The 13,310-nt window shown below is 68.7% G+C and carries 10 protein-coding genes; 5 read left to right on the top strand and 5 right to left on the bottom strand.

The window, feature by feature from the left end:
• The first annotated feature begins 1 nt into the window (after position 1).
• Positions 2-253, top strand: a complete 252-nt coding sequence (locus tag GA707_RS17605) for an adenylate/guanylate cyclase domain-containing protein (protein ID WP_152179764.1) — start codon at positions 2-4, stop codon at positions 251-253.
• Between the two features lie 391 nt (positions 254-644).
• Here GA707_RS17605 and GA707_RS17600 read toward each other — a convergent pair whose 3' ends face one another.
• From GA707_RS17600 to GA707_RS17575, 5 genes are all read right to left on the bottom strand, one after another.
• Entirely contained in the window at positions 645-1,850 is a 1,206-nt protein-coding gene (locus GA707_RS17600; RefSeq protein ID WP_152179763.1) for a S1C family serine protease, read from the bottom strand.
• Between the two features lie 404 nt (positions 1,851-2,254).
• Positions 2,255-2,611, bottom strand: a complete 357-nt coding sequence (locus GA707_RS17595; protein WP_193315401.1) for an AI-2E family transporter — start codon at positions 2,609-2,611, stop codon at positions 2,255-2,257.
• A 279-nt stretch (positions 2,612-2,890) separates the two neighbouring features.
• Entirely contained in the window at positions 2,891-4,234 is a 1,344-nt protein-coding gene (locus tag GA707_RS17585) for an anaerobic sulfatase maturase (protein WP_152179761.1), read from the bottom strand.
• A gap of 22 nt (positions 4,235-4,256) precedes the next feature.
• Positions 4,257-6,611: an arylsulfatase gene (locus GA707_RS17580; RefSeq protein WP_152179760.1), complete on the bottom strand. Its 2,355-nt coding sequence runs from the start codon at positions 6,609-6,611 to the stop codon at positions 4,257-4,259.
• 759 nt (positions 6,612-7,370) lie between these two features.
• Positions 7,371-8,150: a FadR/GntR family transcriptional regulator gene (locus tag GA707_RS17575; RefSeq protein ID WP_226963920.1), complete on the bottom strand. Its 780-nt coding sequence runs from the start codon at positions 8,148-8,150 to the stop codon at positions 7,371-7,373.
• A 195-nt stretch (positions 8,151-8,345) separates the two neighbouring features.
• Between GA707_RS17575 and GA707_RS17570 the strand changes: the two genes are divergently transcribed.
• The 4 genes from GA707_RS17570 to GA707_RS17555 are packed head-to-tail and all read left to right on the top strand — an operon-like array spanning position 8,346 to position 12,995.
• Positions 8,346-10,073, top strand: coding sequence for an L-lactate permease (locus GA707_RS17570; RefSeq protein WP_152179853.1), 1,728 nt, complete (start codon positions 8,346-8,348; stop codon positions 10,071-10,073).
• On the top strand, positions 10,070-10,858 hold the full coding sequence (locus GA707_RS17565; RefSeq protein WP_193315400.1) for a (Fe-S)-binding protein: 789 nt from the start codon (positions 10,070-10,072) through the stop codon (positions 10,856-10,858). Before GA707_RS17570 ends, GA707_RS17565 begins: the two co-directional genes overlap by 4 nt.
• Positions 10,855-12,351 carry a LutB/LldF family L-lactate oxidation iron-sulfur protein gene (locus tag GA707_RS17560; RefSeq protein ID WP_152179759.1) on the top strand — a complete coding sequence of 499 codons (1,497 nt, stop codon included), beginning with the start codon at positions 10,855-10,857 and terminating at the stop codon, positions 12,349-12,351. The genes GA707_RS17565 and GA707_RS17560 overlap by 4 nt, the downstream gene beginning before the upstream one ends.
• Positions 12,348-12,995, top strand: coding sequence for an LUD domain-containing protein (locus tag GA707_RS17555; RefSeq protein WP_152179758.1), 648 nt, complete (start codon positions 12,348-12,350; stop codon positions 12,993-12,995). The genes GA707_RS17560 and GA707_RS17555 overlap by 4 nt, the downstream gene beginning before the upstream one ends.
• Positions 12,996-13,310 lie beyond the last annotated feature (315 nt).

The following is a 13,310-nucleotide window of genomic DNA, read 5'->3' as shown; positions in this document are numbered from 1 at the left end:
GATGCATGCCGGGCCAGTGCTCTACCAGCACGGTGACTACTTCGGCCAGACCGTCAACCTCAGCGCTCGCATCGCCGACTACGCACGCCCCGGGGAGGTCCTCGTCAGCCAAGCCGTCGTGGAGGCCTCACACGAGGACGGCATCCTGTTCCGCGACATCGGCCAGGTCGAGCTCAAAGGAATGTCCACCCTTACGCACCTTCGGCGGGCCGAAGTCGATGAACAGCTGTCTGTCGAGGCGCTGGGTTCATGACCCCGCTCCGGGTATGCGCGCGGGCGGTGGTGGCTTCGGTTCTCGTGCCATCAGGGCGAAGCGGGACACCATCAGAACCGAGGAGAGCAGTCGACCGGCGACGGAGTCCGGTGGCTGGCCGTCGAAGCCCACCAGCGGACAGGAGCGCGATGAGGGCTCCGACGGATGGGTACCCGTCTAGCCTCGACGCAGACGCGATATGGCTTGAGCACATCGTCTCCTGGTCAGGTTGTCACGTCCGGCGCCACGGGCCAACCGATAGTGCTCGCCCGTCCGCTCCAGCCCGCGAGATGCCGGTCGCACCGAGACGCCCGGGCACCGTGACGAACGGGCGTGAGGAGAACCGTCCTTTCGCGCCCCGGGGAGGCGGGGGCGCGGAACTATGCGTCGGTCAGCGGGACGGGTGAGCAGCGGCCAGAGTGACCTCGACTGTTGTGGGGGTGCCGTCGCGGATGATGGTCAGGGAGACGCGTTGGTCCACGGCCAGGGCTCGGACGGTGCCGATGAGACTCTGCGAACTGGACACCGCCTCGCCGTTGATCTCGGTGATGACGTCGCCATCTTGCAGTCCCGCCACCTCGGCCGGTCCGCCGGGGACGATGCCGGCGACGAGAGCGCCAGGGACGCTCGAGGTGCCGTCCTGGAGCGCGGTGTCTCGGGTGCTGATCCCCAGGTAGGCGTGCTGCGCCGAACCGGCAGAGATCAGCTGGGCCACGATCGTGTCGGCCTCAGCGATCGGGATGGCGAAGCCGATGCCGATGTTCCCGGACGGAGCCCCACCACTGGACGCGCCGAGAGTCGCGATTGAGGAGTTGATGCCGATCAGTCGCCCGTGGGCGTCGACCAGCGCGCCACCGCTGTTGCCGGGGTTGATCGGCGCGCTCGTCTGGATCGCATTTGTCACCTGCGCCAGGCCGCCTTGTCCCTGGGACGGCCCTGATGCCGCGACCGGCCGGTTCAACGCACTGACGATGCCGGTCGTCACCGTGCCGGAGAGCCCGAGGGGGTTGCCGACCGCCATGACCGGGTCGCCGACCTGCAAGGTGGTGGAGTCCCCGCGAGAGAGGGGGACGAGACCCGGCGGCGGGTCGGTCAGGGTGATGACCGCCAGGTCGGTCGTGGGGTCAGTGCCCGTGACGGTGGCGGCGAACGTGCGCCCGTCCGCCAGGGTCGCCCGCACCGCGCCTCCGGCGGCGGCGCCGGCCACGACATGGTCGTTGGTCACGATCCGCCCCTCGCTGTCCCAGACCACACCGGAGCCCTCCGACAGCCCGCCGGCGCCCTCGACGGCGATCGAGACCACACTCGGCGTGACCGCACTGGCGACCGATGTCCACGAAGTCGCTCCATCCACTGCCGAAACAGGGACCGAACCGGCGCCGTTGGAGGTCGAGGTGTCGACGAGGCTGCGGTCGACCGCGAGGGTCGCCCCGCTTGCCAGGACGGCGGCGAGCAGCGCGGTCAGACCGAGCCGGCCAACGCCGGGGCGGCCGCCGCCACCCGTTGCCGGCTCAGCAGGCGGCGCGGGCTGCGGGGGTGCTGTGACGGGGGCCGGTGGATCGGTCAGCGGACGATCCAGGTGCGTCGTGATGGTCATGAGAGGTTCTCCTTCCGGTCACTCTGGAACGGTGACTTGGACCTCACGTTCCACCCGCGACCTGGGACCTCGCTGGACGTGACCTCGGAAAGTGCTCGGAGTTCGTCCACAGCCGTGACTGACCGCACCCCGAGAGCAGCGAATTTTCGCTGGTAGCAGCGGGATTGGTGGTGCTCCCCGCAGGATTCGAACGTTCGCCATCTTCTTGAGGAGAGATCAGGTATGCCCGGACGGATGAGCGCTCTGAACTGCGGTGATGCGAGTCTGTGGGAGTTCGACTGCCGTCTCCGTGCCAGGTACGTGCCAGATCGTTGGACGTGTGATCGCGAGGCGCGGCGTCTCGGAGGGACGGGCATCTCATACGTGGTGAAGCCCTCCGACGAGTGAGGGCCGCATGGCTGGCGTCAGCCCCTCGAGGAGGTGACCGTGACCCTTCCGCCTGGAAGGTCGCGGCAGTCGCGCGCTCGTAGCACCGCCGGCTGGTCCCGGTCGGCCGCCTCGTTGAGGACGCCGCGGCGGCGCAGCCGCGCGAATGCGTCTGCAGCGATGACCGCGGCGGGGACGGCGAGGATGAGGCCGACGATGCCGCCCACCAAACCGCCGAGAGCTGTGACCACGAGGACTACGACCGGGTGGATGCCGAGGGTGCTGCCCATTTCGAGGGGTTCGACGAAGTCCTCGAGCAGGAGGTTGGCCGCCAGGACCACGAGCAGAATGATCGTGGCGTCACGGATCCCACCGTCGCCGAGCGCGAACGTCACGGCGAGGCCCCCCACTGAGGAACGCGCCGATATAGGGGATGGGCCAGGGTCCTTTTCGTCGGATGGTTCGGCCCGCGCGGGCTCGCCTCATTGGTGTTCGCGTTGCTGTGTCTTGAGGCCCTCGGCAGCGAGGCGGACGATGCCGTCGCCGTTGGCGCGGCGACCCTCCTGCTCAGCGTCGTCGTCCATGGCTTCAGCGTCGCACCCCTCGCCGCGCGGTGTGGACGCGAGTCCAACCGGTCTGTCGCGAAGGGGCCGCGCCACGTTGGGCGGTGGGCGTCAACGTGGCGTCGGCATGGCGTCGTGGCAGTCGGCCCAGGTGCGGCCGCCGGCGCAGGTACACGGGTCGTCCGGATTCCGTTTGTTGTCGCGTGTGGCGTACCAGTCACGGAGCTCGGTGGCGTCCTTGCCCTGCCGCAGGAGGGCGGCCATGACGCGCATCGGGGTGTCGACATGGCGGAAGAACAGCTGGTAGCCCTCGCACAGGTAGTGCAGCCCGGGTTCGCCGTCGGGGGTGGTGATGAACCGGTCCTTGGGGCATCCGCCGTTGCAGGCGAAGCGCACGTCGCAGGAGCGGCAGTAGGCGGGGAGGGTGTCGAGCTTGGCCTGCCCGAAGGCCTGTTGGCGGGGCAGGTCGACCAGCTCGAGCATGGTGCGGCCGCCGATGATGTTGCCGAGCAGGTAGTCCGGTTCGACGTAGTGGTCGCAGGAGTAGAGGTCGCCGTTGTGCTCCAGAGCCACGGCGTCTCCGCAGGTGCGGGCGTGCACGCATAACCCGGCCTGGTCCATGCCCATCCAGTGCGCCAGGGCGGTGTCGAACATCGACACGAAGACGTCACCGACGTCGTGGCGGGCCCACTCCTCGAAGACGTCGACGAGGAACCGGCCGTACTGCCGCGCTCCGACCGTACGGTGGGTGACGAGGTCGCCCTCCTGCCGGTAGAGGGGACGCTGCCCGGTGCGCTGACCCCATCCGGACTCCGCCAGCGGCAGCAGCTCGGGGGTCACCCGTTCCACGATGGGGATGAGCTGGATGAAGGTGGCGCCGAGGTCGTCGCGCAGGAAGCGGTACACCTCCCGGCCGTGGTCGCCGTTCGCGGAGTTGACCGTGGTCAGAGCATTCCAGTCCACCTCGTGCCGCTTGAGCGCCTCGAGCCCGCGGATGACGCGGTCGAAGGTGGGCTTGCCGCCTTTGTCGACCCGGTAGGCGTCGTGCATCTCACGGGGGCCGTCGATGGAGACCCCGACGAGGAAGTCGTTCTCCTTGAGGAACGCGCACCACCGGTCGTCGAGCAGGGTCGCGTTGGTCTGCATCGTGTTGAGGATCCGCTGCCCGGGTGCCGCATACTCTCGCTCGAGCTCGAGGCTGCGGCGGAAGAAGTCGAGCCCCATGAGCGTCGGCTCCCCACCCTGGAACGCGACGACCACATCCTCGACCCCCCGGTGGGCGGCCAGGAGCTGGGCGATGTAGGCCTCGTGCACATCCGGCGGCATCCGGAAGCCACTGCCCGGGTACAACTCGTCCTTGGACAGGAAGAAGCAGTACTCACAGTCGAGGTTGCAGATCGCCCCGGTCGGCTTCGACATCACGTGGAAGGCCCGCGGCGCCGTCATGGCAGTCATCGCGGGGCTCCCGTCGTAAGTGTCAGTCGAGGATGAACCAGCCACGGACCTCTGCCTCGTGGTCGCGGTAGCGCTCACCGGAGACGTCGATGACCACCTTGTCGATGGTGCCACCGGTGAAGGCGAACGGCGCGGTGTACGTCGGCGAGACCGGCGATGCGTCGTCGCGACCCACGCAGAGCCCGTCGCCGACCGCGCAGAACACACCCGGCTGGGTGACGATCGTGTCGCTTCCGACGGCCTGGCCGTCGACGTACAGGGTGAGCGTGCCCTTCGCGCCGGCCATCATCGGGTCCTCGCTGCGACCCTGGGCGACGAACTCGGCGGTCACGACATGGGGACCGGGCTCGAGAACAGGATCTGCGGTGATCGTCTGCAGGTAGGTGCCGACCCAGTTGAAGACATAGGTGAGCCGGTGATCCTTCACGAACAGGCTGTGCCCGCCGGCCACGCCGCCGTGGGCGAAGATGACGCCCTCGGCGTCGGCCGAGTCGACCTGGACGCCCGCCGAGATCGTGTACGAGCGACCACTGATGGTCACCGCGGACTGCTCGGGTACCGGCGAACAATCGGGGTAGTAGACGTAGCGATCGCGCACGGGGGACCCGCTTGGACGGGCGGCCAGCACCTGCTCCAGGGCGGTGCGGTCGTCGAGCGGCAGCCCGTTGAACTCCTCCGCCAGCTCGAACCACCGGGCGACCATCGCCTGCAGGCGATCGGGCTCGGCGTCGGCGAGGTTCATCGACTGCGAGCGGTCCGACTCGACGTGGTAGATCTCCCACACGTCCTTGTCGAACCCGCCCCACCCGGACAGCGGCGGGTGCAAGGTGCACGCGAGCCAGCCGTCCTCGTACAGGGCGCGCTGGCCGAGCATGGCGTAGAACTGGGTGCGCTTGGCCGGCGCGGAGGGGTCGGTCAGCGACGCCGCGAAGCTCTCGCCCTCGATCGGCCGTTGCTCGAAACCGTTGAGTGTGGCCGGGGGAGTGATGCCGATCAGGTCGTAGATGGTCGGCACCACGTCGACGGCGTGCACGTACTGCGACCGCACCCTGCCGTCGGCCGGGACCTTCGCCGGCCACGAGACCAGGCACATGTCGGCGATGCCGCCCTCGTAGCCCGCCCAGCGCTTCCAGTAGGGGAACGGGGTGTCGAACGCCCAGGCCCAGCCGGTGTTGTAGTGGTTGTAGGACTGGGGGCTGCCGAGCTCGTCGATGTGCTCGAGGGTCAGCGAGGTCGGGGTGGGCACCCCGTTGAAGAACCGCCACTCGTTGAAGGTGCCGTTCGGGCCGCCCTCACCGCTGGCACCGTTGTCCGAGACGACCACGATGATGGTGTTGTCGAGCTGCCCGCTGGACTCCAGGTAGTCGATGACCCGCCCGACCTGGTCGTCGGTGTACTCCACGTACCCGGCGAACACCTCGGCCATCCTGATGAAAAGGCGCTTCTCGTCCTCGCTCAGCGACTCCCACGGTCGCACCGTGTCGAGCATGGGCCAGGGCTGCCCGTCCGGGCCGGTGACGCTGGGCTCACCGTGTGGGTTGATGCCGCTCAGCTCGGTGTCACCCGGCATCAGCCCGAGCTCCTTCTGGCGAGCGAGGATCGTCGCGCGGATCGCTTCGTACCCGGAGTCGAACGTGCCCTTGTACCTGTCCGCCCACTCCAGGAACACGTGGTGCGGTGCATGGGCGGCATCCAGGCTGAAGTAGAGGAAGAACGGCTTGTCCGGCTCGATCACCTTGGCGTCGCGGATGAACTCGATGGCCTTGTCGGACAGGTCCTTTGCGATGTGGTACCCCTCGGAGGGGGTCGCCGGCGGATCGACGGGGTGGTTGTCGTGGATGAGGTCGGGGAACCAGCCGCTGGACTCGCCACCGAGGAACCCGTAGAACCGCTCGAAGCCACGGCCCAGTGGCCAGCGCTTCTTCCACGCCGCCATCCCGGTCTCCTCACCCGGTGTGAGATGCCACTTGCCGACGCAGTACGTGTTGTAGCCATGCTCGAGCAGTACCTCGGACATGAAGCCGTTCTCGAACGGGATGCGGGTCGAGATGCCGGGGAACCCCGAGCTGAACTCAGCGATCGTGGCCATCCCGTTCGACGTCGCATTGCGCCCGGTGAGCAGCGAGGCGCGCGTCGGTGAACACAGGGCGGTGGTATGGAAGTTGCCGTACCGGACCCCCATGTTCGCGATGCGGCTCATCGTGGGGGTGCGTACCGGGCCGCCGAAGCAGTCCATCGTGCCGTAGCCCACGTCGTCCCACACGATGAAGACGACGTTGGGGGCGCCGTCGGGTGCCTTGGGTGCCAGGTAGGGCGCCCAGTCCGGCGTCGAGTCCCTGATGTCGAGCTCGACCCTTCCCGCGAACTCTGGTGACACGTGCTCGGCCTCCCTGTTCCGTCGTGGACGTCGGCGCTTCGCGACGGCCGCCTCAAGAGACAGTCGGCGCGTGACTACCGCTGGAGCGCGGGGACGTGGCGAGGCCTGTCTCTACGACCCAACCCTGGTCTACCGAGCAGCACTCGGACATCACCCTTGCGGGATGAGACCGGGGCCGGCCCCGCGTCCTGATTGCTTGCGGTATGCCACTTCTTGCCGAGGTGCCAGATGATGACACCTATGGCCATTTCCGTTCACCTATGACACGGCCAGAAACAACGAATCCCGCTGGTATCAGCGGGATTCGTGGTGCCCTCGGCAGGATTCGAACCTGCGACACCTTCTTTGGGAGAGACCAGCTTGTACCGAGCGTATCAAGGCTCTGAACTGGGGTTATACCGTTTGAAAAGAGTGCACCATGCGTCATCGTGCCAGATGCGTGCCAGATCGTTGGAGGTTGACCGCGAGGCAGGGGGTCGAGAGGACGGGGCGCCGCGTCGTGGCCCAAGCCTCCGGCAGATCACTGAGGCCGCTTGACAGCGTCAGCCGTTCGAGGAGGCGCCCCTTCCGCCCAGAAAGGGCCACGTCAGTTGTGTCGACAAATGGGCGGCGTGCGTCTGGCGCCTGGGCAGAGTGGGCTAGAAACCCGCGTTGCATGGGGAGTCCCTGAACTCACCTGGTTGCCGACAATCGCAGTTGATGTCATTGACTGGCGAGTTGCGGTCCGCTGCACTGGATCACCGAGTGGCCCGGAGCGCACTAGCCGGGGATAGTGAGGCTGCGCCAGGCGGAGCGGATGTGACGCTCCATGACCTGCTGGGCGACATCGGCCTCACCCGAGGCGACGGCCGCGTAGATCTCCTCGTGGTCGCGTCGCAGTGTCGGGACGAGGCCGCTCCAGGAGTCGAGGCGGCGGAAGCGGTCGAGGATGGGCAGGCGCATCGACTCGCGGATCGCACTGGTGAGGTCGCGTGCGAGGCGGTTGCCGGCGGCTGCGGCGACGGCGACATGGAAAGCGGTGTCGAGGTCGTTGAACTCCTCGCGCGGCAGGTCGGAGTCGTCCATGGCCTCGAGTAGGTCGCGCAGCGTGGCGAGCTGCTCCGCGGTGGCGTTCTGCGCGGCGAGTCCGACGCTGAGGCGCTCGAGGGCGATCCGGACCTGGATGACGTCATCCACCGGGAAGTTCGCAAGAGCCACGTGCAGCCGAAGCACCCGGCTGAGGGCGCCCGATGGCACGGCCGTGATGACCGTCCCCCCCGCAGCTCCCGCCCCGACGAAGGACCGCACCACGCCCTGGGCCTGGAGGGTGCGCATCGCCTCCCGCACCGCTGAACGGCCGACCTCGAGCTGCCTGGCGAGCTCCCGCTCGGCGGGCAGGTGGTCGCCCACCGCCAGGTCGCCGGAGAGGATCCGCTCGTCGACCCACCTCAGGACCACCTCGTAGGCGCGGCCGGGGGCCCCTTTCGCCTCGCCCGAGAAGCCCGGCCCGGACACGGCCGCCAATTCGAGGGCCATTCCCCGCGCGCTCGGCTGCACCATTGCTCCAGAATGGCACAGAGCACCCGGGTGACCGACGTCACACGGCAGAGGGGACGAATAAATGGTCCGACCATTGACAGTGGCGGTCGTCGTCCCTATTGTCATTCCAACCCTAATGGTCTGACCATTACACGCCCTGAAAGGGTCCAGCCCAATGTTGTGCGACTCGGAGGACACGTGACCACCTTGCTCCTGATGCCTGCGGCGGTGCCTTCGGCCTACCAACCGGACCTGTCCCCGGTGGCCGACAGCCTCGCCCTCTCGGCGCTCATCGCGCTCCTGCCTCTCGTGACGGTGTTCGTGACTCTTGGGGTCCTGAAGTGGAAGGCGCACTGGGCGGGTCTGACCGCTGTCCTCGTGGCGATCATCGTGGCGGCCGTCTTCTTCGGGATGCCGGTCCAGCTGGCCGCCCTGGCGGCGACGCAGGGCGCTGCGTTCGGCCTGTTCCCGATCATGTGGATTGTCTTCACCGCCATCCTTCTGTACCAGGTCACGGTCCGCTCGGGCCACTTCGAGGACTTGCGGGCGACCTTCCACCTCATCTCAGATGACCCGCGCATCCAGGCGATCATCATCGCCTTCTGCTTCGGGGGCCTCCTCGAGGCGCTCGCCGGGTTCGGCGCTCCGGTCGCGATCACCGGCGTCATGCTCATGGCGCTCGGGTTTTCTCCCCTGCGCGCCGCCGCCGTCGTCCTGCTCGCCAACACGGCACCAGTCGCCTTCGGTGCCATCGGCACGCCGATCATCACCGCAGGTAACCTCACCGGCATCCCCTACCAGGAGATCGGAGCCTACGTCGGGCACCAGACCCCCATCCTGGCCGCCTTCGTGCCGCTCCTGCTCGTGCTCATGGCCGGCGGCCGGCGCGGTGTCCGCGAGACCTGGCCAGTCGCCGTCGTCGTCGGCCTCGCCTTCGCCATCGCGCAGTGGATCTCGGCGACCTGGATCTCGGTGGAGCTCACCGACATCATCGCCTCTCTCGCCGGCCTCGCCGCCGCGGTGCTCTTCCTGCGCGTGTGGCAGCCGAGCGGGCGCGAGGAGGCCCTGGCGGTCATGCACGCCGATCGGGAGCGTGAGCTCGCGCTCGTCGGGGGCGAGGGCAACATCGCCGTCTCCGGCCCGGCGAGTGACTTCAACGTCTCGGCCGACGAGCTCGAGGAACGGGCCCGCGGGCTGACCACGGGGCGCATACTCATGGCCCTCTTTCCCTACCTCCTCGTCATCGCGGTGTTCTCCGTCGCCAAGCTCGTCCCCCCGGTCAAGGAGGCGCTCACGGGCACGGACATCAAAATCCCGTGGCCTGGCCTGGACGGCGAGATCCTCACCGCCTCCGGCGAGGTGAGCGGGGCGACGACCTACACCCTCGCGTGGCTCAGCTCACCTGGCTCGATGCTGCTCGTATGCGGACTCATCGTTGCCTTCGTCTATGGCATCGGCATCTCAGGGTGGGCCGGCGAGGTCGCCGCCATCGCGCACAAGATGCGCTTCGCCTTCCTCACCGTGGCCTCGATGCTCGCGCTGGCCTATGTCATGAACCTCTCCGGTCAGACCATCACGATCGGCACGTGGATCGCCGGCACCGGCGCCGCCTTCGCCTTCCTCAGCCCGACCCTGGGGTGGATTGGCACCGCCGTCACCGGGTCCGACACCAGTGCCAACGCCCTGTTCGCGACACTGCAACAAAGCGCGGCCGAGACCGCCGGCATCGACCCGACCCTGCTCGTCGCGGCCAACACCTCCGGCGGGGTGGTTGGCAAGATGATCAGCCCGCAGAACCTCACGATCGCGGCCACCGCCGTCGGGCTCATCGGTCGTGAGTCGGACATCCTGCGCAAGGTGCTGCCGTGGAGCATCGGACTGATCATCGCCATGTGCATCCTCGTCGGCCTGCAGTCCACCGTCCTGGCCTGGATGCTCCCATGAGCACCGGAACCTCCCGCCCCGCGCTGGATGCGCCGGTCTCGCAGCTGCGCGTCGCCCTCTTCGCGACGTGTTTCAACGACACGATGTGGCCCGAGACTCCGAAGGCGACGGTGCGTCTGCTGGAGCGGCTCGGCGTGACCGTCGAGTTCCCGACGGAGCAGACCTGCTGCGGTCAGATGCTCACGAACACCGGCTACGGCCGGGACGCGCTCCCGCTCGTGCGCCGCTTCGTCGACGTCTTCGGCGAGTACGACGCGGTCGTCGCCCCGTCCGGCTCGTGCGTCGGGTCGGTCCGGGAGCAGCACCCCGGGATCGCGGAGCACGCCAGCGATGGCGCCCTCGCGGGCCGGGTCGCCGAGGTGGCCCCGAAGGTGTACGAGCTCTCGGAGTTCCTCGTCGACGTCCTGGGCGTCGTCGACGTCGGCGCGTACTTCCCGCACCGGGTCACCTACCACCCGACGTGCCATTCCCTGCGGATGCTGCGGGTGGGGGACCGACCGTTGCGCCTGCTGCGTGCGGTGCGCGGCATCGACCTCGTCGAGTTGCCCGAGGCACAGGAGTGCTGCGGCTTCGGCGGCACATTCGCGGTCAAGAACGCCGACGTCTCCATCGCCATGGGCTCCGACAAGGCCCGGCACGTCGTGGAGACCGGAGCCGAGGTGCTCGTCGCCGGGGACAACTCGTGCCTGGCGCACATCGGCGGGATCCTCGGTCGGCAGCGCTCCGGCGTGCGCCGGATGCACCTGGCCGAGATCCTCGCCTCGACCGAGGAGGACCAGTCATGACGACCACGCCGGTGCGCCCGCCCGTGCCGGGCCCGCTCCAGGAGACCGCGCCCACGTTCATCGGGATGCCGAAGTTCCCGAAGGGCGCGCGCGAGGCGCTCGCCAACACCCAGCAACGACGCAACCTCCGGCACGCGACGCACACCATCCGCGGCAAGCGCGCCCGCGTCGTGGCCGAGGTGCCGCACTGGGAGGACCTGCGCCTCGCCGGAGCCGCGGCCAAGGACGAGGCGCTGCACCACCTCGCCGACTACCTCGTCGAGCTCGAGGCGAGCCTCACGGCGAACGGTGCGACCGTGCACTGGGCCCGCGACGCGGCCGAGGCGAACGCGATCGTCCTCGAGATCGTTCGGGCCAAGGAGGTCGACGAGGTCGTCAAGGTCAAGTCGATGGTGACCCAGGAGATCGAGCTCAACGAGGCGCTCGAGGAGGCGGGCGTCAACGCCTGGGAGACCGACCTCGCCGAGCTCATCGTCCAGCTGGGGCACGACCGTCCCAGCCACATCCTCGTGCCGGCGATCCACCGCAACCGCAGCGAGATCCGAGAGATCTTCCTCCGCGAGATGGCCGAGGTCGGGCGTCCGGCGCCCGACGACCTCACCGACGACCCGGCGCGGCTCGCGGAGGCAGCCCGGCTCCACCTGCGGGAGAAGTTCCTGCGCGCCAGGGTCGCGGTGTCCGGGGCCAACTTCGCGATCGCCGACACCGGCACCCTCGTGGTCGTCGAGAGCGAGGGCAACGGGCGGATGTGCCTCACGCTGCCGGAGACCCTCGTCTCGGTCGTCGGTATCGAGAAGGTGCTGCCGACGTTCGAGGACCTCGGACCTCTGCTCCAGCTCCTCCCCCGGTCGAGCACCGGCGAGAGGATGAACCCGTACACGACGATGTGGAGCGGCGTGCACGAGGGCGACGGGCCGCAGGAGGTGCATGTCATCCTCCTCGACAACGGCCGCAGCCATGTCCTCGGGGACCGGCTCGGCCGTCAGGCGCTGCGGTGCATCCGCTGCTCGGCCTGCCTGAACGTCTGCCCGGTGTACGAGCGCACCGGGGGCCACGCATACGGCTCCGTGTATCCCGGTCCGATCGGTGCGGTGCTCAACCCGCAGCTGCGCGGCACGGCCAGCGAGATCGACAAGTCGCTGCCGTTCGCCTCCAGCCTGTGCGGGGCCTGCTTCGACGCCTGTCCGGTGCGGATCAACATTCCCGAGCTGCTCGTCGAGCTGCGCGCCCAGGTCGCGGAGGAGGGCGGGCGGACCGCCGAGTCCGCGGCGATGCGCGCGACGGCCTGGCTGTTCTCCGACCCGCGACGACTGACGGCGGCCCAGAAGGCCGCGACCCTGGCCGGGCGCGTGCTCGGCGACCGGACCATCCGCTCGGTTCCCGGACTCGGGGCCTGGACCAACGCCCGGGACATCCCGACCCCACCGAAGGAGTCGTTCCGGCAGTGGTGGGCCCGCGAGCGAGGCAGCGGCACGGAGAGGAGCCCCCGATGAGCGCCCGTGAGGACATCCTCGTCCGGGTCCGCGGGGCGACCGCCGATGTCGTCTCCCCGATGCGTTCCGGGGAGGCTCCGCCGGTCATCGAGGAGATCTCGCCTAGCGCGGCCGAGACGCTCGAGCTGTTCGCCGAGAACGTCGCCGACTATCGTGCGCAAGTGCTGCGGGTCGAGCCCGGCGGAGTCGCCGACGCCATCGCGGGCGCCCTCCGCGAGCACGGGTGCGGCTCGGTCGTCGTCCCGGGTGGCCTCGACGAGGCCTGGGTCGGCGCCATCGGCTCGGTCGCCACGCTCGTCCCGGACTCCCTCTCCCTGACCTCGGCCGACCTCGACGGCATCGACGGCGTCGTCACCGCCTCCGCGGTCGGGATCGCCACGACGGGCACCATCGTCCTCGATCACCGCGAGGACCAGGGTCGCCGGGCCATCACCCTCGTGCCGGACACCCATATCTGCGTCATCCGCGCCGACCAGGTCGTCCACGACGTGCCCGAGTCGGTGCGCCGGCTCCGACCGCAGCCTGGCGACGTCCGCCCCCTAACCTGGATCAGCGGTCCCAGCGCGACGAGCGACATCGAACTCGAGCGCGTCGAGGGCGTCCACGGACCGCGCACCCTCGTCGTCGTCCTCGCGACTGGCTGACCAGATCAGATCTACCTCCGGGGCGCCTTCGCAGAGCAGCAGGACGGCGATGTCGCCACGGCCTCACCGCCACGCTGTCCTTCATCCGCGGCTACACCCGCCCTTGCGCCAATGGGCGGCGAGTCTCATCCTCAATCGAGCCCAATATCCGTGAGTCACTCACGGGCAGGATCCACCTGTTCGCGACCTGGTGACGGCGGACATGCCAGTCTCCTTGTAGGCGGACAGGTGGTGTCCCTTTCTGCGGACAGTTGATCTCCCTGTCGATGGACAGCTGTTTGTTCGTGTCGTTGCCGATGTGGGTGTCCCTCCGGC

This window comes from Nostocoides sp. F2B08, assembly GCF_009184895.1.
Taxonomy (GTDB): Bacteria; Actinomycetota; Actinomycetes; order Actinomycetales; family Dermatophilaceae; genus F2B08.
The sequence above is the reverse complement of the archived record's forward strand: the minus strand, read 5'-3'. Positions and strand labels throughout refer to the sequence as shown.

What these genes read in the sequence shown, in the direction of transcription:
- GA707_RS17565 (WP_193315400.1), top strand. Translation starts at nt 10,070, where the DNA reads ATGAGCACCGGAACCTCCCGCCCCGCGCTGGATGCGCCGGTCTCGCAG.
- GA707_RS17585 (WP_152179761.1), bottom strand. Translation starts at nt 4,234, where the DNA reads ATGACTGCCATGACGGCGCCGCGGGCCTTCCACGTGATGTCGAAGCCG.
- GA707_RS17605 (WP_152179764.1), top strand. Translation starts at nt 2, where the DNA reads ATGCATGCCGGGCCAGTGCTCTACCAGCACGGTGACTACTTCGGCCAG.
- GA707_RS17555 (WP_152179758.1), top strand. Translation starts at nt 12,348, where the DNA reads ATGAGCGCCCGTGAGGACATCCTCGTCCGGGTCCGCGGGGCGACCGCC.
- GA707_RS17575 (WP_226963920.1), bottom strand. Translation starts at nt 8,150, where the DNA reads ATGGTGCAGCCGAGCGCGCGGGGAATGGCCCTCGAATTGGCGGCCGTG.
- GA707_RS17600 (WP_152179763.1), bottom strand. Translation starts at nt 1,850, where the DNA reads ATGACCATCACGACGCACCTGGATCGTCCGCTGACCGATCCACCGGCC.
- GA707_RS17560 (WP_152179759.1), top strand. Translation starts at nt 10,855, where the DNA reads ATGACGACCACGCCGGTGCGCCCGCCCGTGCCGGGCCCGCTCCAGGAG.
- GA707_RS17570 (WP_152179853.1), top strand. Translation starts at nt 8,346, where the DNA reads ATGCCTGCGGCGGTGCCTTCGGCCTACCAACCGGACCTGTCCCCGGTG.